The sequence below is a fragment of the Aquidulcibacter paucihalophilus genome (assembly GCF_002105465.1).
Lineage (GTDB): Bacteria > Pseudomonadota > Alphaproteobacteria > Caulobacterales > Aquidulcibacteraceae > Aquidulcibacter > Aquidulcibacter paucihalophilus.
The window spans coordinates 1-22469 of the sequence record NZ_NCSQ01000160.1 but is presented as its reverse complement, the minus strand read 5'-3'; the positions used below and the strand labels follow the sequence as shown (position 1 = coordinate 22469).

Sequence of the window (22469 nt, the reverse complement as noted above, 5' to 3'; positions counted from 1 at the left end):
GGGAGCCGAGAATGTCACGTATCGGCAAACAACCTGTCGCTTTGGCTGGTGCTACCGTCACGATTGACGGCGACATCATCAAGGCAAAAGGCCCACAAGGCGAATTGTCCTTCAAGCTGCACGAGCAAGTCTCGGTCACGATTGAGGGCGGTGTCATTGTGGTTTCCCCTAAGAATGACTCGAAGCTGGCTCGCTCCTTGTGGGGCATGTCGCGCTCGATGATCGCAAACATGGTTGAAGGCGTCACCAAGGGCTTTGAGCGTACGCTCGAGCTGGTCGGCGTCGGCTATCGTGCAGCGATGGCGGGCAAGGATCTTGAATTGTCGCTCGGCTATTCGCACCCAATCATCTACAAAGCACCAACTGGTGTGACGTTTGCGGTGCCTAAGCCAACCGAAATCAAAATCACCGGCAAAGACAAGCAAGAGCTGGGTCAAATTTGCTCGGAAATTCGCAAATATCGTCCGCCCGAGCCCTATAAGGGCAAAGGCGTCCGCTATGCTGGCGAAACCGTCCGTCGCAAGGAAGGCAAGAAGAAATAATGCCATCTTCATTAGCATTAAAGACCAAGCGCACGCTTCGCACGCGCTCCCGTCTTCGGGCTTTGGCCAACGGCCGTTTGCGGCTTTCGGTGCATCGCTCGTCAAAAAATATTTCCGCACAAATCATCGACGACTCCAAAGGGGTTACGCTGGTTTCGGCTTCGTCTTTGGAGGCAGCTTTGCGCGCGTCTGAAGGTCCAAAGCTGGACGATGCAATTGCCGTCGGTAAATTGCTGGCAGAGCGCGCCATTGAAAAGGGCGTGAAGCAAGTGGTTTTCGACCGTGGTGGTTATTTGTATCATGGGCGCGTTAAAGCGCTCGCCGACGCCGCGCGTGAAGCCGGCCTTGAGTTCTAAGGAGTAGATCTGATGGCTCGCAGGCCGGAACGTGAACAAAAGAACGAAGAGCGTGATAGCGAATTCGTAGATCGTCTCGTCGCGATTAACCGCGTCGCGAAGGTTGTGAAGGGTGGTAAGAACTTTGGTTTTGCCGCTCTGGTCGTCGTCGGTGACGAAAAGGGTCGTGCAGGGTTCGGCAAGGGCAAGGCCCGCGAAGTCCCTGAAGCAATCCGTAAGGCAACCGAAGAAGCAAAGCGCCGCATGCAGCGTATTCCGCTGCGCGAAGGCCGCACCTTGCATCACAATGCCGCTGGGCGTTGGGGTGCGGGTAAAGTGATCGTCCGCTCGGCCCCTCCAGGGACCGGCTTGATCGCGGGTGGTCCGATGCGGGCTGTGTTTGAAGTGTTGGGCATTAAGGACGTGGTTTCCAAGTCCTTGGGCTCGTCCAACCCTTACAACATGGTGCGCGCAACATTTGACGCTTTGGGCGAGCAAATCTCGCCCCGTCAGGTCGCCAACAAGCGTAACTTGAAGGTCGCTGACGTTCTGGTTCGTCGTAAAGACGGTGCCAGCGGCGTCGAAGGCTCGGAGGGCTAATCGTGGCTGTTGTTGTTGTTAAACAAACGGGTTCGCCCATTCGTCGTCGCTACGACCAGCGTGAAACGCTGGTCGGGCTTGGCCTGAACAAATTGAATCGGGTTCGTGAACTTGAAGATACACCTGCTATCCGCGGGATGATCGCCAAGGTTTCGCATTTGGTTCAAGTCGTGGAGGAGCGCGCGTAAGCGTGCTTTAGGAACACCATGAAACTGAATGAATTGTCCGACAACGAAGGCGCTACCAAAGCCCGCATGCGGGTTGGTCGCGGTGTTGGTTCGGGTAAAGGCAAGACTTCCGGTCGCGGTGTCAAAGGTCAAAAGTCGCGTCGCGGCGTTTCGATCAATGGCTTCGAAGGCGGTCAAATGCCAATCCACATGCGCGTGCCAAAGCGTGGCTTCAACGCCCGCTGCACCAAGGACCATGCTTGGGTGAACTTAGGCCTTCTGGCCAAGGCCATCGCTGCTGGCCGTTTGGATGCTGGCAAGCCAATCGACGAGGCCGCTTTGGTTGCCTCTGGTTTGGTTCGTCGCGTTCGCGATGGCGTCCGGATCCTGAACAAGGGTGAGATCGGCGGTAAAGTTGAACTCATCGTGACTGGCGCTTCGGAGGCTGCAATCGCAGCAATTGAAGCCGCTGGTGGCAAAATCACCCTAACCGGCAAGGCCAAAGCTGAGAAGCAAGCAGCCTGAGCCCTTGAGGTCTGATGCGCAATCCCCGATATGGGGGGTGCGCACCTCTTTTTGGCGCGCCAGGCGGATATCCGCTTCGGCGCGCTTTTCAATTTTGGAAGGCACCACGTTCCATGGCTTCAGCAGCCGAGCAACTTGCCCGTAATTTGAACTTCGCATCCTTTGCGAAGGCCAAGGATCTGCACGCGCGGATCATTTTCACCGTGATCGCTTTGATCTGTTACCGCCTCGGGACCTTCATCCCGATCCCGGGTATTGATATTGAAGCCTTTGCCCGCGCCTTTTCGCAAGCGCAGCAGGGCATTTTGGGCATGGCTAACATGTTCTCCGGTGGTGCGGTGGAACGTTTGGCGGTCTTTGCCCTCAACGTGATGCCTTATATTTCGGCTTCCATTATCATCCAATTGCTTTCGTCCTTCCCTGGGCGGTTAGAGCAATTGAAGAAGGAAGGTGAATCGGGGCGGGCTCAGCTCAATCAATATACGCGCTATTTGACGGTTGTTTTGGCTGTCGCCCAGTCCTTGACTATTGCTAACGGTTTGGCCAGCTCGCCCGGCGTTGTGATTGATCCGGGCCCCATGTTTATTGCGTCCACCGTCATCACCTTGACCGGCGGTACAATGCTTTTGATGTGGATTGGTGAGCAGATTACCGCTCGTGGTATCGGTAATGGCGTTTCCTTGATCATTTTTGCGGGTATTGTGGCCGAAGTACCCAAGTCTATCTTCCGCGCCTTAACCTTGGCGCAAGAAGGCTCGATCTCTGGCGTGGCCATTGTTGCGCTTGTCTTGATCTTGACCTTGGCAATCATCCTGATCGTGTTTGTCGAGCGCTCGCAGCGCCGCATTGTGGTTCAATATCCAAAGCGCCAAGTGGGCAATAAAATGACGATGGGGGAGCAATCCTTCCTGCCGCTCAAGATTAACACCGCAGGCGTTATTCCGCCGATCTTTGCATCGTCCCTGCTTCTGTTGCCGGCGACTATGGCGGGCTTCTTGGCCAGCGGTCAGTTGCCGGAGAATGCCCCCGATTGGCAGGTGGTCATGCAAGAGGGAATTCGCACAACAGCGGGCCTTTTGTCGCATGGTCAGCCTTTATTCATTGCCTTATTCGGCGTGCTGATCATGTTCTTCAGCTTCTTCTATACGTCGGTTGTGTTTAATACCGAAGAGACTGCCGACAATTTGCGTAAGCAAGGCGGCTTCTTGCCCGGCATTCGTCCAGGCGCGAAGACGGCGGACTATTTGGATATGGTGATGAGCCGCTTGACGATGATCGGGGCAATTTACCTGGTTATTGTGTGTCTTGTCCCCGAGGCGATCAGCGCCAATTTGGGTATGCAATTTTATCTGGGTGGGACATCTTTGCTCATTGTCGTCTCGGTAACAATTGATACGGTGGCGCAAATCCAGTCTCATATGCTGGCGCACCAGTATGAGGGCATGATCAAGAAGTCGAAGCTAAAAGGGCGGGGACGCTAAGTCCTAAAGTCCAAGCGCGGCTCTGAAGGGGGAAACTAGGATGATGAATTTGATCATGTTCGGCCCCCCCGGGGCAGGCAAGGGCACGCAAGCCAAGCGCTTGGTTGAGGGGCGGGGCTTTGTCCAGCTTTCAACCGGGGACATGCTGCGCGCCGCCCGTGCGTCGGGTTCCGACCTTGGCCAGCGTGTGGCGGCCGTGATGGATTCAGGCTCGCTCGTTTCAGATGAAATTGTCATTGAACTGATCGACGACCAAATCACCCGCAATCCCGGCGTCGCAGGCTTTATCTATGACGGTTTCCCCCGTACCACGGCCCAAGCGATCGCTTTGGATGGCCTTTTGGCGTCACGCGGTCAACGGATTGATTTGGTTATCCGCTTGGTGGTTGACGATCAGGAGCTTCTGGCCCGCATCACCAAGCGCTTTGAAGACCAGGGCCGGTCGGACGATAATCCAGAGACTTTTGTAAAGCGTTTGGCAGCCTATAATAGTCAAACCGCACCACTCCTGCCTTTTTATGGCGACCGGGGCTTGCTGCGGGAAGTCGACGGCATGGCCAGCATGGATGCAGTAGCTGTCGCAATTGATAAGGCCTTGGCAGGCTAAGCACCTTTTTCCGCCGCTTCCACGACAAACCCACTTTGGTTGGCGGGTTCAGCAGACGGCTAGAGCCCCCCAGAGCCCCAAGGACTTCAAAATCGTCAAAGTGGATTTCAGCGCCAAGCGTTGACTTACGTGTGGCATCGCATTAACAAGCGCTCTTCCGTTAAAGGACGCATGCCAACCGACCGGACTGCCGGATGGTTGGTTATGCGTTGTTTTGCGCATCTCATGGTTTGTTCCTTAAAAAACAAGCCTTAAAACAACAGATTGACCGCACGGCGCAGATCCTCCGAAAGGGGGTGGGGCTGTGAATGGAGAGACAAAGTGGCCCGGATAGCTGGCGTCAACATACCGACAAACAAGCGCGTTTTGATCGCGCTGCAATATATTCATGGCGTTGGCCCTGCCAAAGCCAAAGAGATCTGTGAAAAAGTGGGAATCACGGCTGAGCGTCGCGTGAACCAATTGACGGACGCTGAAGTCCTCCAGATCCGTGAAACCATTGACCGTGAATATGTTGTCGAAGGCGACCTGCGTCGCGAAGTGTCGATGAACGTGAAGCGCTTGATGGACCTTGGTTGCTACCGTGGTCTCCGTCACCGTCGTGGCTTGCCCGTTCGTGGCCAACGTACCCACACCAACGCCCGCACCCGCAAGGGCCCTGCTAAGCCGATCGCCGGCAAGAAGCAGGTTAAGCGCTAATTTATTTTTCCCCAACGGGCGTGAGCCCGCTGGCTTTCGTCTGGAACCGACACAATGGCAAAAGATACCACCCGCGTCCGTCGTAAAGAGCGCAAGAACATCGCAAACGCGGTGGCTCATGTGAACTCTAGCTTTAACAACACGATGATCACCATCGCAGACCCTCAGGGTAATGCGATTTCATGGTCGTCCTCTGGCATGATGGGCTTTAAGGGCTCACGCAAGTCCACGCCTTATGCGGCTCAGGTCGCAGCTGAAGATGCAGGCCGCAAAGCGGCTGAGCACGGTGTGCGTAACCTCGAAGTCAATGTGTCCGGCCCAGGTTCTGGTCGCGAGAGCGCGCTGCGCGCCTTGCAGTCGGTTGGTTTCATCATCAGCTCGATTCGCGATGTGACCCCGATTCCGCACAACGGCTGCCGTCCTCCGAAGCGCCGCCGCGTCTAATCGCGCGGTTTCAGCGGGCCCATGCGGCCCGCTTTCGGTTGACTATTGACTTGGCGAACCAAGTTTCGCCCCCGACTAGATAGAGGATTACATGGTGCTCGAAAAAAATTGGAAGCTGTTGATCCGCCCAGATAAGACGGTCATTGAACATGGTTTTGATCCTGCGCGGAAAGCCAAGCTGATCGCAGAGCCATTAGAGCGTGGTTTCGGGATGACTTTGGGCAACGCGCTGCGTCGCGTGCTTTTGTCATCGCTGCGCGGTTCGGCCATCACCTCGGTGCAGATTGATGGCGTCGTCCATGAGTTCTCCTCGATCGCCGGTGTACGTGAAGACGTGACTGACATCGTGTTGAACATCAAAGGCGTGGCTTTGGTCATGCACGCAGACGGCCCAAAGCGCATGACTTTGCGCGCGCAAGGCCCTGGCGAAGTTACCGCTGGCGAAATCCAAGCCGGTAGCGACATTGAAATCTTGAACCCAGAGCAGGTGCTCTGCACGCTCGATGACGGCGCTGAAATCCGCATGGAATTCACCGTTGAAAACGGCAAGGGCTATGTGACGGCCGATGCCAACCGTCCTGAAGATGCGCCTATCGGTCTGATCGCGGTTGACGCGCTCTACAGCCCAGTGAAGCGGGTGGCCTATAAGGTGGAAAACACCCGTGAAGGCCAAGTGCTCGACTATGATCGTTTGGTCATGGAAGTTGAAACCAATGGCGCCATGACGCCGGAAGATGCGATTGCTTATGCCGCGCGCATCATTCAGGACCAATTGGACGTCTTCATCAACTTCGAAGAAGCCAAGACCAAGAAAGTCGAAGAAACCCGCCCAGAATTGCCATTCAACCCAGCTTTGTTGAAGCGTGTGGAAGAATTGGAATTGTCGGTGCGTTCGGCAAACTGCTTGAAGAACGACAACATCATCTACATCGGCGATCTGATCCAGAAGACCGAAGCGGAAATGTTGCGCACGCCAAACTTCGGCCGCAAGTCCTTGAACGAAATCAAGGAAGTCCTCGCGCAAATGGGTCTCCATTTGGGTATGGAAGCGCCAAACTGGCCCCCTGAAAACATCGACGAACTCGCCAAGAAGTTCGAAGACCAAATGTAATCAAGACGCAACGTCGCGAGACGTCGCCAGATGGAGAAATAGAAATGCGCCACGGTCACGGACACCGGAAACTAAACCGGACACATGAACACCGCACTGCCATGTTCGCCAACATGGCCGCCAGCTTGGTGAAGCACGAGCAAATCGTGACCACCTTGCCAAAGGCAAAGGAATTGCGCCCTGTATTGGAGCGTTTGGTCACTTTGGCAAAAAAGGGTGACTTGGCTTCGCGTCGTTTGGTTGCATCGCGCATGCGCGATGAGACCCAAACCAAGAAGCTGTTTGACGTCATCGGTCCACGTTATGCCGGTCGCGCAGGTGGATATTTGCGCATCATGAAAGCGGGCTTCCGCCATGGTGACAATGCCGCCGTTGCCGTGATTGAGTTTGTTGACCGCGACGTCAGCGCCAAGGGCAAAGATTCTGGCCCCGTGGCTGGCGACGAATAAGCCCTCGTGCATTTATTGATTTAAAAAGCCGCCCTGTCTGGGGCGGCTTTTTTGTTTTTGTGTTGGGCTTAGGACCGCGCAGCACGAACTGCGCACTTTAGCCCCTGCTTTGACAAGCGCAGCCCTTGCTCACCCCCTTTTGCCCATCTCGGAAACCCACCCTATAACCCCCCAATGCCCCGCCTCATCCTGTTCAACAAACCCTATGACGTCCTCTGCCAGTTTTCTGGCGGGGAGGGGCGGCAGACTTTGGCGGACTTTGTGGACGTGCCACGTGTCTATCCCGCCGGCCGCCTTGACCGCGATAGTGAGGGCCTGCTGCTGTTGACAGATGATGGCAAGCTGCAGGCGAGGATAGCCGACCCCCAGTTTAAACTGCCCAAGACCTATTTCGTGCAGGTTGAAGGCATCCCGTCAGAGGAAGCTTTGGCGAGCCTCGCCCAAGGGGTTATGTTGAACGACGGGCTAACCCGGCCTGCCGATGTCGCCCGGCTCGATGAGCCAAGGCTGTGGCCGCGCGATCCGCCAATCCGTGTGCGCAAGACCATCCCCGATTGCTGGATCAGCTTGACGATCCGCGAGGGCCGTAATCGCCAAGTGCGGCGTATGACGGCAGCGATTGGTCATCCCACGCTACGGCTTGTGCGGATGCAGATTGGCAACTGGGCATTAGGCGATCTGGCACCGGGGCAATGGCGCGATATGCCATTGTAACCTCTGTGTGGCCCTTGCCTTGTCTGACTGATTTGTCACAATTGAGCCACTTGCGGTTCATAGTAAGGGTGCCTTCATAACAGCCATGAACAAACAGACATCCAATGGAGGCCGGGTCGGCATGTTAAAATTAATCGCCGCTTCAGCTTTGGGCGCTGGCTTGGCTACGGGCGTGCCCTTGATCGCCCAAGTCGCGGGCAGCCAAAGCCCGGCCCCGGCTGCTGCACAAACCGTCGCCAGTGCACCCGCACAGCCGCGCATTGTCCCTGCGACTCGGGCCGATGCCATTGCCTCATACGCACCGATTGTGCGGCGGTCTTCTTCCGCGGTCGTCAACGTCTATGCGCGCTCTATTCAAAGGGGCCGTGTGGCCGTTGACTTCTTTGGTGGGGCTTTCCGCATGCCAGACCGGGCAAGCCAGAGCCAGGGTTCAGGCGTTGTCGTGCGCGATGACGGGATTATCGTTACCAATAATCACGTGGTCGAAGGGGCAACAGAATTGGTTGTTGTACTGGGCGATCGGCGCGAGTTTCCGGCCCAAATCGTTCTCACAGATCCCCGTACCGACCTTGCAGTGCTGCGCATCGATACCAAGGGCGAACGACTGACCGCGCTGCGTTTTGCCGATACCAGCACCGCCCAAGTCGGCGATCAGGTCTTGGCCATTGGCAACCCATTTGGCGTTGGCCAGACGGTGACAGGCGGCATCATCTCGGCCCTTGCCCGCACGGATGTGGGCATTACCGACTATAGTTTCTTCATCCAAACCGATGCTTCGATCAATCCGGGAAATTCGGGCGGTGCGCTGGTGGATATGAATGGCGATTTGGTTGGCGTGAATACGGCGATTTTTTCCCGCTCGGGCACGTCAGCAGGCGTGGGCTTTGCCATTCCTGCTGAGATGGTCAAGCGCGTTGTGGATGGTGCTGTGACGGACGGAAAGGTCATTCGCGCATGGACGGGCATTAAGGGGCAGAATGTCGATGCTGAAGTGGCCAGATCGCTGGGGCTTAGCCGCCCGGGTGGCATTTTGGTGACCGACGTCTATCCAGGCTCTGCCGGGGCTGAAGCGGGCCTGCGCCGCGGCGATGTGATTACAGCCTTTGCGGGCACCCAAGTGGCCGATGATTCCGGCCTCAAATATCAAGCTGCGACCCGCAAGCCCGGCGAGATGGTTGAGTTTACCTTCCAACGTCAAGGCCAAGTCCGCACCAGCCGTGGCAAGCTGTCTGCGCCTCCAGGCGATGCCCAAACCCCGCGTCTTCTTTCAGGGCGGCATAGCTTTGATGGCGTGAGCGTGGCAACTCTCACCCCGGCCTTGGCCGAGGAACAAGGGATTGATCCTTTTACCAAGGGCGCGATTGTCACCTCGGTTGATGGGGCGAGGGAAGGGGCGCGGGCTGGTCTTCGCCCCGGCGATCTCATCCTGCAAATCAATGAGGATCCGATCCAATCGTCGCAAGACCTCGCAAGCCGCCTGCGTGGAGGGCAGCAGGGCAGGGTCACGATCCAGCGCGGCGATAAGCAAATCACGGCGGTTCTGTTCTTGTGAGTGATTTGTTTGCGGCCTCGGGACTGGAAGCCGGCTTAAACCGGCCATTGGCCGATGTGCTGCGCCCGACAAGCCTTGCCGATATTGTCGGCCAAGATCATTTGTTGGCCCCCGATGGCGCGATTGGCCGTATGGTGGCGCAAAAGCGGCTGTCCAGCATGATCCTCTGGGGGCCACCCGGTGTTGGCAAAACCAGCCTTGCGCGGCTATTGGCCGATGCCTCTGATCTGGCCTTCACCTCGATCTCTGCGGTCTTTTCTGGCGTTGCGGATTTGCGAAAAGCGTTTGAGGCTGCCGCTCAATTACGGGCTACCGGGCGCGGCACCTTGTTATTCGTTGACGAAATCCACCGCTTTAACCGCGCCCAGCAAGACGGCTTTTTGCCCTATGTAGAGGCCGGCACCGTGACTTTGGTAGGGGCTACGACCGAAAACCCCAGCTTTGAGATCAATGGCGCGCTTTTGTCTCGCGCCCGGGTCTTTGTGCTCAAGCGGTTGGAAGATGCAGACCTTGAAACCCTGCTCGCCCGCGCAGAGGCCCATTATGGCCGTCCAGCCCCGTTGGATGCACCAGCCCGTCAGACGCTGATGGATTTTGCCGATGGCGATGGCCGTCATTTTCTGACGCTGTTGGAAGAAGTGTTTCAGGCGGCCTTTGAGCAGCCCTTTGACCGCGTAGGTCTTAGCCAATTCTTACAGCGCCGCGCACCGGCCTATGACAAGAATAAGGACGAGCATTATAATCTAATCTCGGCCTTGCATAAGTCAGTCCGCGCCAGTGATCCCGATGCGGCGCTTTATTGGTTGGCGCGCATGCTGCATGGGGGCGAGAACCCGCTCTTCATCGCCCGCCGCTTAGTCCGCATGGCCAGTGAAGATATTGGCCTTGCCGATCCAACCGCCCTGCGCGTCACCATTGCAGCCCGTGACGCGTTTGAGTTTTTGGGCTCACCCGAGGGGGAGTTGGCGCTGGCCCAAGCCACCTTGCATCTGGCTTGTGCACCGAAATCCAATGCTGCCTATGTCGCCTTTAAGAAGGCGCAAGCCTTGGCGGCCCAAACAGGCTCTGAACCCCCACCAGCCCGCTTTTTGAATGCCCCCACCGCGCTGATGAAGCAACAGGGCTATGGGGTCGGCTATGTCTATGATCCAGATGCGCCAGGTGGCATTTCAGGCCTATCGGGCTTCCCCGACCGCATGGGTCCGCAAGACCTTTACCAGCCGACCGATCATGGCGCGGAGGCGCGCATTGTAGAGAAGCTTGAGGGCTGGCGCGCGCTGCGCCTACAAACCCTCATCCGCCCAGAAGACGGTTGAATAGTCAAAGGGTGGCGGGATTACATGGGCAAGTAGGTTGGCAACCCCTTCATGGGCTAACAGCCGCAACTGCTCAATCTGCCGGGGCGACCGTTTGCTCTCGGTCGGAAACGTGCAGCCAGAGGGCACCAGCCGATGCCATGGCACCATTTCCCGCTCTGCTTCACTCAATTGCGACACCATATAGGCGACATGGCGCGGGGGTATATTCATCGCAACAGCCATTTGGTCGAGCATGACGATCTTGCCACGTGGAATGGCCGATAGCTGCTCGAACAAGGCACGTTTCATGGCTTGAAAAGCGGGGGAGGGGTTGGACATGGGGCGGGCTCTGGACGGTGTTTAAGATGTGCCTATTCCATCTTTGGAAGTCGGTTCGGTCAAGGGAAGCGCGCGTAGGTCTTGGCTTAAAGAAGATAATCTGGAAAGGCTTCAGTCCAAGCATGGCTTGCCGTGAAGTCGATTAGCAATTCTTCTTGTGCATAAACTGACAGATCGGCCCTCCTTCGCTTTTTTGAAAGCGGGGCTTTGGCGCGACACATCGCCCATCACCTGCACTTGCGAACTTCCCCCAGGGGCGCAATTGTCCTAACTGGACAGCATGACTGAGCAAAATCCCTCCCCCGAACAGTTGATCCATAGCCTTACCACGTTGCTGGATGTTGAGACGCTCGACACCGACCTGTATCGCGGCGCCCGCAAGGAAGGCGGCCGGGGTCGTGTGTTTGGTGGCCAAGTCATTGCCCAAGCTTTGATGGCGGCGTGTAAATCGACCGATACTGACCGCTTGCCTCATTCTTTGCACGCCTATTTCATGCGGCCGGGGAATGAGGATTTCCCCGTGGTTTACCGTGTTGTGCGCGACTATGATGGTGGCAGTTTCTCGACCCGCCGTGTGATCGCCCAACAGCAGGGCGTGCCAATCTTGAACATGGCGGCGTCGTTCCACAAGCTGGAGCCCGGTCTCAGCCATCAAGACACAATGCCCGACATGCCAGACCCGGAGTCTCTACCGTCTGAAATGGAATGGCGGCAGAAGTCGATTGATTTAGTGCCTGAGAAATTCCGCCCCTTTTTTATGACGCCCCGCCCGATTGAGTTTCGCTCGCTCGACCCTGCCGCTTGGCTTAGGGCGGAAAAACTGCCGCCGGTACAAAACTCGTGGTTCCGCGCTGTCGCGCCTTTGGGGGATGATCCACAGATTCACCGCGCGGTACTGGCCTATGCGACCGATATGCAGCTTCTGGGCACCTGCGCCCGCCCACACGGGCTGAGCTGGATGCGGGGCGAGTTGATGACGGCAAGCCTGGATCATGCCGTTTGGATTCACGATGATTTCCGTGCTGATGACTGGCTGCTTTACTGCACCGACAGCCCATGGGCTGGGCGTGGGCGTGGCATGAACCGCGGCAAAATCTTCACACGTGATGGGCGCTTGGTGGCCAGCGTCGCGCAAGAAGGCTTGATCCGGGTGATGAAAGCCAAAAGTGGCGCGTGACGCGACGACCCAAGCTCGGCTAAACAATGGGCATCATGCGTCCTGAAAGCCTGTTTGCCCTCTTTGCCCCTTTAACGACCCTACCTGGCGTAGGGCCGAAGATTGCGCCTTTGGCGGCCAAAGCGGCTGGGGGGGAGTTGGTCCGTGATCTAGCGTTTCATCTGCCGACTGGGTTGGTCGACCGGCGCTATCGGCCAAAGATACACGAAGCTGAATTAGGGCGGCTGTGCACGTTGGAAGTGATGGTAGAGCGTCATCAACCCGGTGCCATGGGCCGACCCTACAAGGTCCACGTATCTGATGATACGGGCTTCTTGTCGCTCCTCTTTTTCAAGCCTCATGCGCGCTATTTGGCAGAGCGCTTGCCCGAAGGAGCGATGCGGGTGGTGTCGGGCGAAGTTACGGAGCGCTATGGCGAGCGGCAGATGATCCATCCATCGCGTATTCTGAATTTGGATGATCCTGATTTGGGCGTGGTGTTTGAGCCCGTTTATCGCAGCGTTGCGGGCCTCTCACATCGCACATTAGCGCGCATTTGTGGCGCTGCGGCCCAAAAGGCCGAGGGCCTGGCCGAATGGGCCGATCCAGCGCTGGTGGCGCGCGAAGGCTGGCAAAGCTTTGGCGCAGCCTTGATGCGCGCCCATGCCCCCGATGGCGAGGATGAAATTCTGCCCAGTACACCGGCGCGCCGCAGGCTGGCCTATGACGAATTATTCGCCCGCCAAATTGCCCTCCAGCTGTCGGGGGCAGCCAGACGACGTACACCGGGCCGCGCGATTGTTGGTACCGGAGCCTATACAGACGCGCTTGTAGCTGCCTTGCCGTATCAGCCAACACATGCGCAGAGCCGCGCCTTTGCGGAAATCGGGACTGATATGGCCGCAGCAACACCGATGTTGCGCTTGCTGCAAGGCGATGTCGGTGCGGGCAAGACTTTGGTCGCTGCGTGGTCGATGGCGCGCGCGGCAGAGGCCCAGATGCAATCGGCCTTGATGGCCCCGACCGAAATCCTTGCACGCCAACATTATACGGGCCTTGCCCCGCTGATGGCCAAAATCGGCCTACGCCTCGAAGTTCTGACGGGTAAGGATAAGGCGAGCCATAAGCGTATGGTATTAGACGGCCTCGCCACGGGGGCGGTTCATGCTGTGTGCGGCACGCATGCCTTGTTTCAACAAGGGGTTGTGTTTCAGCAATTGGGCCTTGTTATCGTCGATGAGCAACACCGCTTTGGCGTGGCCGACCGCAGGCGTTTGATCGACAAGGGCTTTGCGCCCCATGTGCTGGCCATGAGCGCGACGCCCATCCCGCGTACCTTGGCTATGGCCGTCTATGGCGACCTAGATGTCAGCCGTTTGGACGAAAAGCCGCCGGGCCGCGCGCCAATTAAGACGATTGCGATGTCGCTCGACCGTCTGGATGAAGTGGCAGAAGCTGCCCAGCGTGCGATTGAAAAAGATGATCGCGTCTTCTGGGTCTGCCCCCTGGTGGAGGAGAGCGACAAGGTCGATGTGTCGGCGGCGAGCGAGCGGTTCCAAGACTTGCAAGCCATGTTTGGCGACAGCGTGCGCCTGATCCATGGTCGGATGACGTCGAAGGAAAAAGATGAGGCCATGGAGGATTTTCGAACCGGCATGGCGAAGATTCTGGTGGCCACCACCGTGATCGAGGTCGGCGTTGATGTGCCTGAGGCGAGTGTCATGGTGATCGAACATGCCGAGCGCTTTGGTTTGGCCCAATTGCACCAGCTTCGGGGCCGTGTCGGGCGGGGCGGGAAGCCCGGCCATTGCCTGTTGCTCTATGCCAACCCCTTGAGCGAAATGGGCGCACGGCGGATTTCGAAATTGCGTGAGACCGAGGACGGCTTTGCCATAGCCGAAGAAGATTTTAAGCTGCGCGGTGGGGGTGATCTCTTGGGCCTTCGCCAATCGGGTATCCCCGCCTTCAAATTGGCTGATGCGGCGCTGCACGCAGACTTGTTGGCTGTGGCACAGCGCGATGCGCGAGTCCTCGTCGAAGCTGATCCCACATTGTCGAGCCCGCGCGGCCTCGCCGCCCGCTTGGCCCTGCATCTTTTCGACCAAGTTGATCCTGAGACATTTTTGGGGACGGGGTGAGGCGTTAGGGCTATAACGCTGAGACGAGCCTTTCAGCGGCAATCAAATCGACGCGGCGCGCATTGGCGATTTTTTCTTCATCCGGGTCGCGGCCCCAGCGTTCAGCCTGCCAATCCTCCTCCACCCGGATCGCGCGGAAGGCGGTTTCCCCGTCAATATGACGGTGGATGAGGGCAAGGGCGACAATGGCAGAACCTGCGAGCCCGTTGGCAAAGGCCAGCGCGGTGAGGCGCAGGTCATCTAAGGCTTGCGCCGCTTCTTCAACGCGGGCAAGCGCCTCTCTGGGTTGTTCTATGGCAAGGGCTTGTGTGGTGGTGACAAGTTGAACGCCCAAGTGCGCCTCTGCCCAGTGAAGGAGTGGGTCCCAAGCTGCCTCTTGGGCGGCAACAAGGCTGGCAGGGGTTGTGGCGCGATAACAAACGAGGTCTGTACCCGCATATTTGACGACTTCACCTACCATGGCGTGTCGGGTTTCGGCGGCCCGGTCCAAAGCGACATTGACCAGCCGTGTTACGGGCATGGCAAAGGGGTCAATCGTTTCGCTCTGCGCATCCCATTCGGCAGCTACCAAGCGGGCCGCAGCCTCCGTCGGCAAGACCAATGGCTTTTTTGCCGGCGTTTTGGGCGTAGCTTGGTCGAGACGGACAGCAAAGCCAGTCTCCACTGGGGCAATGTCAACGGACTTATAAAAGCGGCGGGAGAGGTTTGGGGTCTTCATGGCCGGTCCCATACTGTGTTTGACGCAGACTGACTAGCAAGCAGCGGCAGAGTTCGACCTGACCCGTCAGCTAGATCACAAATTCCTGAACGCCCCACGCCTTGACCGCAGCGGCTCCTTCACGCCAATGCGAGCGCTCAAGGAACCTCCCCATGATTGCTAAGCTTCAGTCCATTCTTGAGTCCCGTTTGTTTGAATGGGTGATCACAGCCCTTATTCTGATCAATGCGGTCATTTTGGGTCTGGAGACATCCCCCGCAATCATGGCGAGTTGGGGCCCGGTTCTGATCGGGCTGGATCAGGCTTTGTTGAGCGTTTTTGTGGCAGAGCTTGGTCTGAAGCTCATGGTTTATCGCGGCGGGTTTTTCAAATCAGGATGGAACCTCTTTGATTTCATCATCATCGCGATTGCCCTTGTGCCTGCGTCTGGACCTTTGAGCGTACTGCGCGCGCTGCGTGTCCTGCGGGTTTTGCGTCTCATCACCATTATCCCAAGCTTAAAGCGTGTGGTTGGGGCGATGCTATCGGCCTTGCCCGGCATGGGCTCGATCATCGTGCTTTTGGTGCTGGTTTTTTATGTCAGTGGTGTGATGGCTACAAAGTTGTTTTCGGCAACCGAGCCTGAAGCTTTTGGCGATCTAGGCCGCAGCCTTTACACTTTGTTCCAGCTGATGACGCTAGACGGCTGGTCGGGCGAGATCGTGAAGCCCGTCTTGGAGAATCATCCCTATGCGATGTTGTTCTTTTTGCCCTTCATTCTGTTTAGCGCCTTTGTCGTATTGAACCTGTTTATCGGGGTCGTCGTCGGGGCCATGCAGGATGAAGCCCAAGATGTGGTGGCCTCTGCGGCGCTGACCGCGCAAGCTCGTGAAGAGGCATTACTGAATGAAATGAGGGCGTTACGAGGCGAAGTTGAAGCCCTGCGTGAGATAATCAAGCGCTCCTAGGCCAAGAGTTGATGCCCTTTTAGGGCCTCTTCCAACTCCTCCATCGTATGGGCTACACATAGGGCTCCGGCAGCGCGCATTTCCTCCGTTGTGCCAAAGCCCCATGAGACGCCAATCGCAGGGGTACCTGCTGCGACGGCCATGGCCATGTCATGCTCGCTGTCGCCAATCACCAAGGTCTGTCCAGGCTTGGCTCCAACAACGCGCATGTTTTCCAGTACCATATGGGGGTGCGGTTTGCCCGGACCGTCATCGGCACAGAAATGGGCTTGGAACAGATCGGCCCATGCGTGCTGTTCCAGCATCGCATCCAACCCGCGCCGCGATTTGCCTGTAGCAATGCCTAAGACCCAGTTATCCGCCAGCAAGCTGCGTAATAGCGCATCGGCCCCCTCATAGGCGGGAGAATGGAAAGCCGGGTCCTGCCGCATCTGAAAAAAGGCGGTGCGATAGCTTTCGAGGATCAGAGTGCGCAGCCCATCATCGGCCTGAGGTGCCAGTTGTTCCAGACCGACAGCCAAAGACAACCCAATCACCCGCCGGGTCCGTTCAAACCCCGGTGGGGCGAGGCCAGCGCCGATAAAGGCCCTGTCCATACAAGCGGTTATGATGGCACGGCTGTCGACCAGAGTGCCATCAATATCAAAGACCGCGAAGCGAAAGGTCACGCGTCTACCCGGAAGTGTTCAAACGGATCGCGACCTTCAAATTGTTGGAAGCCAAGGGCATCAAAGGCCTTTAGCATATGGGGGGGTAAGTCTGCCGTCACGCTCAAAATCCCGCCTTTTGGATGTGGGATGCGGATGGCGCGGGCATGAAGATGCAATTGCTCGCTTAAGCCACCAATGGGTTCACGGTCACACACATATTTTGGGTCACCCGCAATGGCATAGCCCATTTCGGCCATGTGAAAGCGTAATTGGTGGGTACGGCCGGTCACGGGCTTTAAGGCAACCCAAGAGGCTTTCGTGCCAGCATTTGAGATAACGTGATAATCGGTGATGGCGAACACCGCATTTGGCTCACCATGGGCCGCGCGGCGCATCAACTCATTATCCGGGTTCTTGGCGCTGCCAGCTTTAATCATCCAGCCGCGTACTTCCCCTGACAACGGGTGGGGTGTGCCAAGGCAGATGGCCCAATAGACTTTGGTGGTTTTACGCCCTGCGAAGGCCTTTGATAATTGGGCCGTGGCAGCGGGATTGCGGCCGAAAATCAAAACGCCCGACGTATCCTTATCCAAACGATGGCAGAGCTTTGGCTTGCCATGCTCATCCACAGCGAAGATTTCCATCATTTTGTCGAGATGTTTGGTCATGCCGGTCCCGCCTTGGACGGCAATGCCCGGTGGCTTGTTCAAGACAATGACGTCTTCATCCTCATGAATAACCATGTCGCGCAGCCATCGTTCATCCTCAGGGCTAAGGCGAACGCGGATAACGCCATCATCCTTTTTCTCTGGAATGACGATTTCCTGGGGCGCGGTGACATCCATACCCGGGCTTAGGCGATCGCCTGCCTTTTTGGCGCGCACGCCATCAATGCGGATCTGACCCTTGCGGATCATTTGTTCAATCCGCCCTTGGGTGAGGGTGGTAAACTTGCGGCGCAGGAACCGATCGAGGCGAACTTCGCCGTCGGTTTCGCGAACGGGGAGGGTGATGGGAGACGACATGGCGCTCTCTTACCCGTTAAGCCGCCCAAGTGCCATGCCTGCAAACAGGGCGGCAATCGAGATCACAACAGAGGTTAAGCCATAAAGGCCCGCTTGGCCCCACTGGCCGCTTTCGATCATGCGGGCGCTTTCAAGAGAGAAGGCCGAAAATGTCGTAAAGCCGCCCAAAATGCCGGTGGCCAGAAATAGCCGCCAATTCTCTGCCCCCGCACTTATGGTGCCACCCCGTATGAGATGGGCCATCACAAGGCCCATGGCAAAACTGCCAAGAATATTGACGCCCAAAGTGCCCCAAGGCCACGCAGTGCCCAGCCAGCGCGCGGCGGCCAGTCCAACTAGCCAGCGGCCAACAGCGCCCAGACCCCCACCGAGAAAAACCAATAAAGCTTGCATCATCCCCCTTTATGCTTCTGGTGCGGAGCAAAAAACAAGCTTTGGATTATTGTTTTGGAATGCCGGGGCCATCATCACGCGGTAAGCATGACAAGCCATACTGGGCTTGAGGCGTACCGGGCTTACACAGCGGCAGCGGATTAGTCCCCAGTGGATAGCGGCCAGGTGCTGCATCTTTCGGCACAGGCACAGGCATGGGTTTTGCCTCTCGTGGCGAGCGACCTTCAATCGGGTCCCAATCTGGGCACTTGCCGTCGCGCTGGCGATTGATTTGCGCGCATTCGCCAGTACGGGCCATTTTGGCAAGCAAACTGCCGCCGACGCCGGTCGGGAATTCGGTTTTTACCCCGGCTCCGCCGGGCCTGCGTGGCAAGACACCGCTTGGCCCGCCCGGCCCGCTTGCGGCTTGGGATCCAGCCTGGCCACCGCCGCCACTGGCAGGCATACCACTCCCACCAGCAAACGAGCCGCCCAGCGACGTCACCCCGCCCGAACTTCCTGCCCCTGCCTGCGCGCTGGCCTGTGTCGCACCACCACCACCGGCCGCGCTACCGGCTGCTGCCGCATTGCCACCCGCAGAAGCTGCAACCGCTTGTTCTTCCGGCACCCGCAGGTCAGACATATTAATCTGCGGCACTTGAACCTTTGGCAGCGCCACAGCCGATTTTGGTAAAGCCAAGGGGGCAGCTTGGGTTGGCGAGGCTGTAATCGGGCGGTTCGGTAAGGGACGTAAATTGGGCGCAGTGGCCGGCGCGAGGCTTGGAATTGGGGCAGGCTGGAAGGGCGGCGGCTCCTCCTCTTCCACGGCATCCGGTACCCGCAGATTTTCGGGCGCTTGCACAGCGGGCACAGTGGTCGCCTTCAACCTTTGTCCTTTCAGCTGCAACGCCTCTGCCGACGGCTGGGTCAATACTGGTGCCGCTGGCCTTAAGGTCACCGGCTTTGGAAGTGGCGCAGGGATTGGCTTAAACGGAATTGGCGCGGCCTCTTCTGCGGGCACGGGCGCGATATCTGGCTTCGGATTATTGGCTTGTGACAGAACTGCCGGTGCCTTGGGCACTTCGGGCGCGACTTGCTTAGCTTGGGCTGGCGGCGGGGGTGCGGGCGGGGTCGGAACCGGTGGTGCGGCTGCCTGTTCGACGGCTGGCGGGGTAGGGGGAGCCTCTACCGGCGTCTCGATCCGTTGTTGAGGCTGGTCAGGCAGTGGCACCACTGGGGCAGGGTTGGCCTCTAGGGGCGTTGGCGTTTCTGGTGCAACTGAGCTCGTTTGCGGCAGTGTGACGATCTCAACATTTTCCAGCAAATTGGGTTCAAGGATTGGCCCTGTTGCGGTCAGAAGCAGGGCCGAAAGCACCAAGTGAACTGTCCCAACTGTCGCGATTGTCCAGAAATGGGGACGCGAGGGCCCCAAATCTGAAATCACAATTGGTCCGAGATCGTTGGTACGCAAGCTGTTCCCTCGATTTGGCTTCCCACAATTGCCTGAGATTTTTGGCAAAGGCGATTGGTCTGTCACAGGCCATTTAGCGTCAAATCGTTCACGTATCATGAGCGAAATCACAGCTCGTGGCCGCTAACTTGTCCCTTACGGACAAAACAGGACCGATTAAAGGCAAAGGCGGGTTGGATCATGCGCGAATGCTGCAAAGCTGGGTGCCAGAAGCGGGCTACGATCTTGACCAAATCGGTCTTACTGCCTAGCCCAGACAAGCGACGGGCAGGGGGAAAAGATGCGTGTATTGCTGGTAGGTTCTGGAGGGCGGGAACATGCTCTCGCTTTGGCCCTAAGTAACAGCCCTTCGGTGACTTTTTTGCTGGTTGCGCCCGGCAATCCCGGTATTGCGGAAATCACCCGCATGACCCCAATTGGCGCTGAAGATGTTCCCGCGCTGGTAAATCTTGCCGTGAACGAACGGATCGATCTGGTGGTGGTGGGTCCAGAAGCGGCCCTTGCCGCGGGGATCGCCGATGCGCTGGCTCAAAAGAATATTGCCTGCTTTGGTCCATCCAAAGCCGCGGCGCAATTGGAAAGCTCTAAGGCCTTCACCAAGACCCTCTGCGAAGCAAAAGGTATTCCCACGGCTGCCTTTGCGACTTTCGAGTCCGCTGAAACCGCTATGGCCTATCTCGACACCATAGAAGCTCCCTATGTGATCAAAGCTGATGGTTTGGCCGCCGGCAAAGGGGTTGTCATTGCCCCCGACGGGCTCAGCGCCAAGGAGGCCATCCACGAGATGTTTGACGGCCGGTTTGGCAGTGCTGGTACGCGTGTGGTTATTGAAGAATTCATGACCGGCGAAGAAGTCTCTTTCTTTGCCCTCTGTGATGGGAAGAACGCGATTTATCTGGGTTCTGCCCAAGACCATAAGCGCGCCTTTGATGGCGAGCGCGGACCCAATACTGGCGGGATGGGTGCCTATTCGCCGACCCGTCATGCGACGCCGGCCTTCGTGCAAGACATTATGGCCCGTTTCATTGAGCCGACCCTTGTAGCCATGACCAAGCTCGGCATGCCGTTTTGCGGTGTGCTATATGCCGGGCTGATGTTGACACCAACGGGGCCAAAGCTTGTGGAATATAATGCGCGCTTTGGCGATCCAGAGTGTCAGGTTCTGATGGCCCGTTTTGAAGGCGATTTGGCGCGCCTTTTGATGGCCTGCGCACAGGGCAAGCTCGAGTCAGCCCCGTCCTTCCGCCTAGCAGACCAGACCGCGGCTTTGGTGGTGATGGCGGCACAAGGCTATCCAGATGACCCGATCAAGGGCTCTGAAATCCGCGGCGAAATGGGCGCAAAGGCGGTTGCGAACGGGGTCTTGCTGCATGCAGGAACGCGGCGCGATGAGGATGGCAAATTGCGCGCCGCAGGCGGGCGGGTTCTCAATGCCATCGGACTTGGCCCCACGCTGCAGCAGGCCGTCGATAGCGCTTATCAGGTCGTAGACGCGATCGATTGGCCGATGGGGTTTCATCGCCGCGATATTGGCTGGCGCGAACTCAATCGTGATCGGTAGGGGCAGAAGCATATGCAGAAGGGTTTGGGGCTGGAAAAAAGCCTTCCCCTGTGTAGCAAGCAGGTTAAAGTTCGTCAGAACAACAAAAATGACTTAGGGAGCCATCATCATGAGCGACGCTGAATCAGAAATCTTCAGTGGCACCAAGCCCGTTGATCCGCGCTATAAATTGGATGAGGCGACGCTTCACGCTTGGATGCAAGCCCATGTCGACGGCTTTTCTGGACCGATGGAAATTCGCCAATTCAAGGGCGGTCAATCGAACCCTACCTATCAGATCGTCACGCCTAAGCAGAATTATGTGTTGCGGCGGAAGCCACCGGGCAAACTCTTGCCGTCTGCTCATGCGGTGGACCGTGAGTTTCGGGTGATTTCAGCGCTTTATCCCACGGGCTTTCCTGTCGCCAAGCCATTTGGTTTGTGCATGGATGAAAGCGTGATTGGCACGATTTTCTACATTATGGATTCAGTCGATGGCCGCATTTTGTGGGACGGCTCTTTGCCCGATAGCAGCCCAAAGGAGCGGACGGCGATTTATGAGGCTAAGATTGCTACCTTAGCGGCCCTGCACGCGACCGATTACAAGGCCGTGGGCTTAGAAGACTTTGGCAAAGCAGGGTCTTATTTTGCCCGCCAGATCAGCCGCTGGACCAAGCAATATCAGCTGTCGGAAACCGTCAAAATCCCCGAAATGGACCGTTTGATTGAGTGGTTGCCGACCAGTGTGCCCGATGGTGAGACCACCAGCATTGTGCATGGCGATTTTCGTCTTGATAATATGATCCTGCATCCGACTGAACCGCGGGTTTTGGCGGTGTTGGATTGGGAATTGTCGACTTTGGGTGATCCCTTGGGCGACTTCACATATCATTTGATGAATTGGGTTATGCCATCCGGCCAGCGTTCAGGGCTTGCCGGACTTGACCTTGAAGCGCTGGGTATCCCTTCGATGGAGCGCTATATTGAGCTTTATTGTCAGGGAACTGGCCGCAAGGGCATCGAGAATATCGACTGGTATTTTGCCTATAATATGTTCCGTCTTGCGGGGATCATTCAGGGCATTGTCGGTCGGGTTCGTGACGGGACAGCCGCGAGTGCCCATGCCCAAGATAATGCAGATCGCGTAAGGCCTTTGGCCTTGGCCGCTTATGACTTTGCGCTCAAGGCGGGCATGACGCCCTAAGATTTCGGCATTCAGATTGCGGTAAGTCTACTTGCCAGTATCTGTTATATTTGACCATTGAATGGCAAGAATTTCAAGTTTTCGTCATCTGGTTAAACCTTATTTTATTGAATGGGATTTAGCCTTCCGCCCAATGTAATTTGGGTGTGTGATGTCGTCTGTCCGAAAATTGACTGAATCAAGGGCGCAGGACTTTGCCAACAAGCGTATCTTGTTGGTGGATGACCATACCCATGTCCGATCCATTTTCACAAGCATTCTCAATGGACTGGGCATGTTCCGGCTATCGACTGCGGATCGCTCGGACCGTGCGCTATCGACGCTACAAACCGAACCGATTGACTTGGACACCCGCAATAACTGTGATTTCGGCGATGCGCTGATC

25 protein-coding genes and 1 pseudogene are annotated in these 22469 nt (G+C 57.2%); 20 read left to right on the top strand and 6 right to left on the bottom strand.

The annotated features are described in order from the left end of the window. Window positions 1–11 precede the first annotated feature (11 nt). The 14 genes from rplF to B7364_RS12030 all read left to right on the top strand — a co-directional run bounded on the left by rplF (window position 12) and on the right by B7364_RS12030 (window position 10542). Entirely contained in the window at window positions 12–542 is a 531-nt protein-coding gene (gene rplF / locus B7364_RS12095; RefSeq protein WP_085340294.1) for a 50S ribosomal protein L6, read from the top strand. Then, the gene (rplR, locus tag B7364_RS12090; protein WP_085340293.1) at window positions 542–898 is read left to right on the top strand and encodes a 50S ribosomal protein L18; all 357 of its coding nucleotides are present in this window, start codon (window positions 542–544) and stop codon (window positions 896–898) included. The genes rplF and rplR overlap by 1 nt, the downstream gene beginning before the upstream one ends. A gap of 12 nt (window positions 899–910) precedes the next feature. After that, a complete protein-coding gene (gene rpsE, locus B7364_RS12085) occupies window positions 911–1477 on the top strand; it encodes a 30S ribosomal protein S5 (protein WP_085340292.1) in 567 nt (188 codons plus the stop codon). 2 nt (window positions 1478–1479) lie between these two features. After that, a complete protein-coding gene (gene rpmD, locus B7364_RS12080; protein ID WP_085340291.1) occupies window positions 1480–1665 on the top strand; it encodes a 50S ribosomal protein L30 in 186 nt (61 codons plus the stop codon). 18 nt (window positions 1666–1683) lie between these two features. Next, window positions 1684–2169, top strand: coding sequence for a 50S ribosomal protein L15 (rplO, locus tag B7364_RS12075; protein WP_085340290.1), 486 nt, complete (start codon window positions 1684–1686; stop codon window positions 2167–2169). 113 nt (window positions 2170–2282) lie between these two features. Then, window positions 2283–3650 carry a preprotein translocase subunit SecY gene (secY, locus tag B7364_RS12070; RefSeq protein WP_085340289.1) on the top strand — a complete coding sequence of 456 codons (1368 nt, stop codon included), beginning with the start codon at window positions 2283–2285 and terminating at the stop codon, window positions 3648–3650. A gap of 43 nt (window positions 3651–3693) precedes the next feature. Continuing rightward, a complete protein-coding gene (locus B7364_RS12065) occupies window positions 3694–4257 on the top strand; it encodes an adenylate kinase (protein WP_085340331.1) in 564 nt (187 codons plus the stop codon). Between the two features lie 321 nt (window positions 4258–4578). Then, window positions 4579–4956: a 30S ribosomal protein S13 gene (gene rpsM, locus B7364_RS12060; RefSeq protein ID WP_085340288.1), complete on the top strand. Its 378-nt coding sequence runs from the start codon at window positions 4579–4581 to the stop codon at window positions 4954–4956. Between the two features lie 54 nt (window positions 4957–5010). Continuing rightward, window positions 5011–5400 (top strand): 30S ribosomal protein S11, encoded by a 390-nt coding sequence (rpsK, locus tag B7364_RS12055; RefSeq protein WP_085340287.1) that lies wholly within the window; start codon window positions 5011–5013, stop codon window positions 5398–5400. A gap of 94 nt (window positions 5401–5494) precedes the next feature. Next, window positions 5495–6511: a DNA-directed RNA polymerase subunit alpha gene (locus B7364_RS12050; protein WP_085340330.1), complete on the top strand. Its 1017-nt coding sequence runs from the start codon at window positions 5495–5497 to the stop codon at window positions 6509–6511. Between the two features lie 44 nt (window positions 6512–6555). Continuing rightward, window positions 6556–6960 carry a 50S ribosomal protein L17 gene (gene rplQ, locus B7364_RS12045; RefSeq protein WP_085340286.1) on the top strand — a complete coding sequence of 135 codons (405 nt, stop codon included), beginning with the start codon at window positions 6556–6558 and terminating at the stop codon, window positions 6958–6960. 174 nt (window positions 6961–7134) lie between these two features. Continuing rightward, complete coding sequence (locus tag B7364_RS12040; RefSeq protein ID WP_085340285.1) at window positions 7135–7674, top strand: pseudouridine synthase; 540 nt, start codon at window positions 7135–7137, stop codon at window positions 7672–7674. Window positions 7675–7795: 121 nt separating this feature from the next. Beyond that, window positions 7796–9226: a Do family serine endopeptidase gene (locus B7364_RS12035; RefSeq protein ID WP_085340329.1), complete on the top strand. Its 1431-nt coding sequence runs from the start codon at window positions 7796–7798 to the stop codon at window positions 9224–9226. Then, window positions 9223–10542 carry a replication-associated recombination protein A gene (locus B7364_RS12030; protein WP_085340284.1) on the top strand — a complete coding sequence of 440 codons (1320 nt, stop codon included), beginning with the start codon at window positions 9223–9225 and terminating at the stop codon, window positions 10540–10542. Before B7364_RS12035 ends, B7364_RS12030 begins: the two co-directional genes overlap by 4 nt. On the opposite strand, the gene B7364_RS12025 is transcribed toward B7364_RS12030, so the two are convergent. Continuing rightward, on the bottom strand, window positions 10510–10863 hold the full coding sequence (locus B7364_RS12025) for an MGMT family protein (RefSeq protein WP_085340283.1): 354 nt from the start codon (window positions 10861–10863) through the stop codon (window positions 10510–10512). The two genes, B7364_RS12030 and B7364_RS12025, sit on opposite strands and share 33 nt — an antisense overlap. A 280-nt stretch (window positions 10864–11143) precedes the next feature. On the opposite strand from B7364_RS12025, the gene B7364_RS12020 reads away from it, so the two are divergent. After that, window positions 11144–12040, top strand: a complete 897-nt coding sequence (locus B7364_RS12020) for an acyl-CoA thioesterase (RefSeq protein ID WP_085340282.1) — start codon at window positions 11144–11146, stop codon at window positions 12038–12040. A gap of 26 nt (window positions 12041–12066) precedes the next feature. After that, complete coding sequence (recG, locus tag B7364_RS12015; RefSeq protein WP_232780897.1) at window positions 12067–14157, top strand: ATP-dependent DNA helicase RecG; 2091 nt, start codon at window positions 12067–12069, stop codon at window positions 14155–14157. A 10-nt stretch (window positions 14158–14167) separates the two neighbouring features. Here the strand turns inward: recG and B7364_RS12010 are convergent, their stop codons facing one another. Next, on the bottom strand, window positions 14168–14875 hold the full coding sequence (locus tag B7364_RS12010) for an ATP12 family chaperone protein (RefSeq protein WP_157893673.1): 708 nt from the start codon (window positions 14873–14875) through the stop codon (window positions 14168–14170). Between the two features lie 152 nt (window positions 14876–15027). Between B7364_RS12010 and B7364_RS12005 the strand changes: the two genes are divergently transcribed. Continuing rightward, window positions 15028–15822, top strand: a complete 795-nt coding sequence (locus tag B7364_RS12005; RefSeq protein WP_085340280.1) for an ion transporter — start codon at window positions 15028–15030, stop codon at window positions 15820–15822. On the opposite strand, the gene B7364_RS12000 is transcribed toward B7364_RS12005, so the two are convergent. The 4 genes from B7364_RS12000 to B7364_RS18275 are packed head-to-tail and all read right to left on the bottom strand — an operon-like array spanning window position 15819 to window position 19340. After that, window positions 15819–16490 (bottom strand): HAD-IA family hydrolase, encoded by a 672-nt coding sequence (locus B7364_RS12000; protein WP_085340279.1) that lies wholly within the window; start codon window positions 16488–16490, stop codon window positions 15819–15821. The genes B7364_RS12005 and B7364_RS12000 overlap by 4 nt on opposite strands. Next, a complete protein-coding gene (locus B7364_RS11995) occupies window positions 16487–17497 on the bottom strand; it encodes an RluA family pseudouridine synthase (RefSeq protein WP_085340278.1) in 1011 nt (336 codons plus the stop codon). Before B7364_RS11995 ends, B7364_RS12000 begins: the two co-directional genes overlap by 4 nt. A 9-nt stretch (window positions 17498–17506) precedes the next feature. Further along, entirely contained in the window at window positions 17507–17893 is a 387-nt protein-coding gene (gene crcB / locus B7364_RS11990; protein WP_085340277.1) for a fluoride efflux transporter CrcB, read from the bottom strand. A gap of 43 nt (window positions 17894–17936) precedes the next feature. Beyond that, window positions 17937–19340, bottom strand: a complete 1404-nt coding sequence (locus tag B7364_RS18275; protein ID WP_157893672.1) for a hypothetical protein — start codon at window positions 19338–19340, stop codon at window positions 17937–17939. A 280-nt stretch (window positions 19341–19620) separates the two neighbouring features. On the opposite strand from B7364_RS18275, the gene purD reads away from it, so the two are divergent. From purD to B7364_RS18025, 3 genes and pseudogenes are all read left to right on the top strand, one after another. Continuing rightward, window positions 19621–20901 (top strand): phosphoribosylamine--glycine ligase, encoded by a 1281-nt coding sequence (purD, locus tag B7364_RS11980; RefSeq protein ID WP_085340275.1) that lies wholly within the window; start codon window positions 19621–19623, stop codon window positions 20899–20901. Between the two features lie 109 nt (window positions 20902–21010). Continuing rightward, the gene (locus B7364_RS11975; RefSeq protein WP_085340274.1) at window positions 21011–22084 is read left to right on the top strand and encodes a phosphotransferase family protein; all 1074 of its coding nucleotides are present in this window, start codon (window positions 21011–21013) and stop codon (window positions 22082–22084) included. A 151-nt stretch (window positions 22085–22235) separates the two neighbouring features. Next, window positions 22236–22469 (top strand): annotated as a pseudogene (locus B7364_RS18025) (hypothetical protein); the annotation flags it as partial.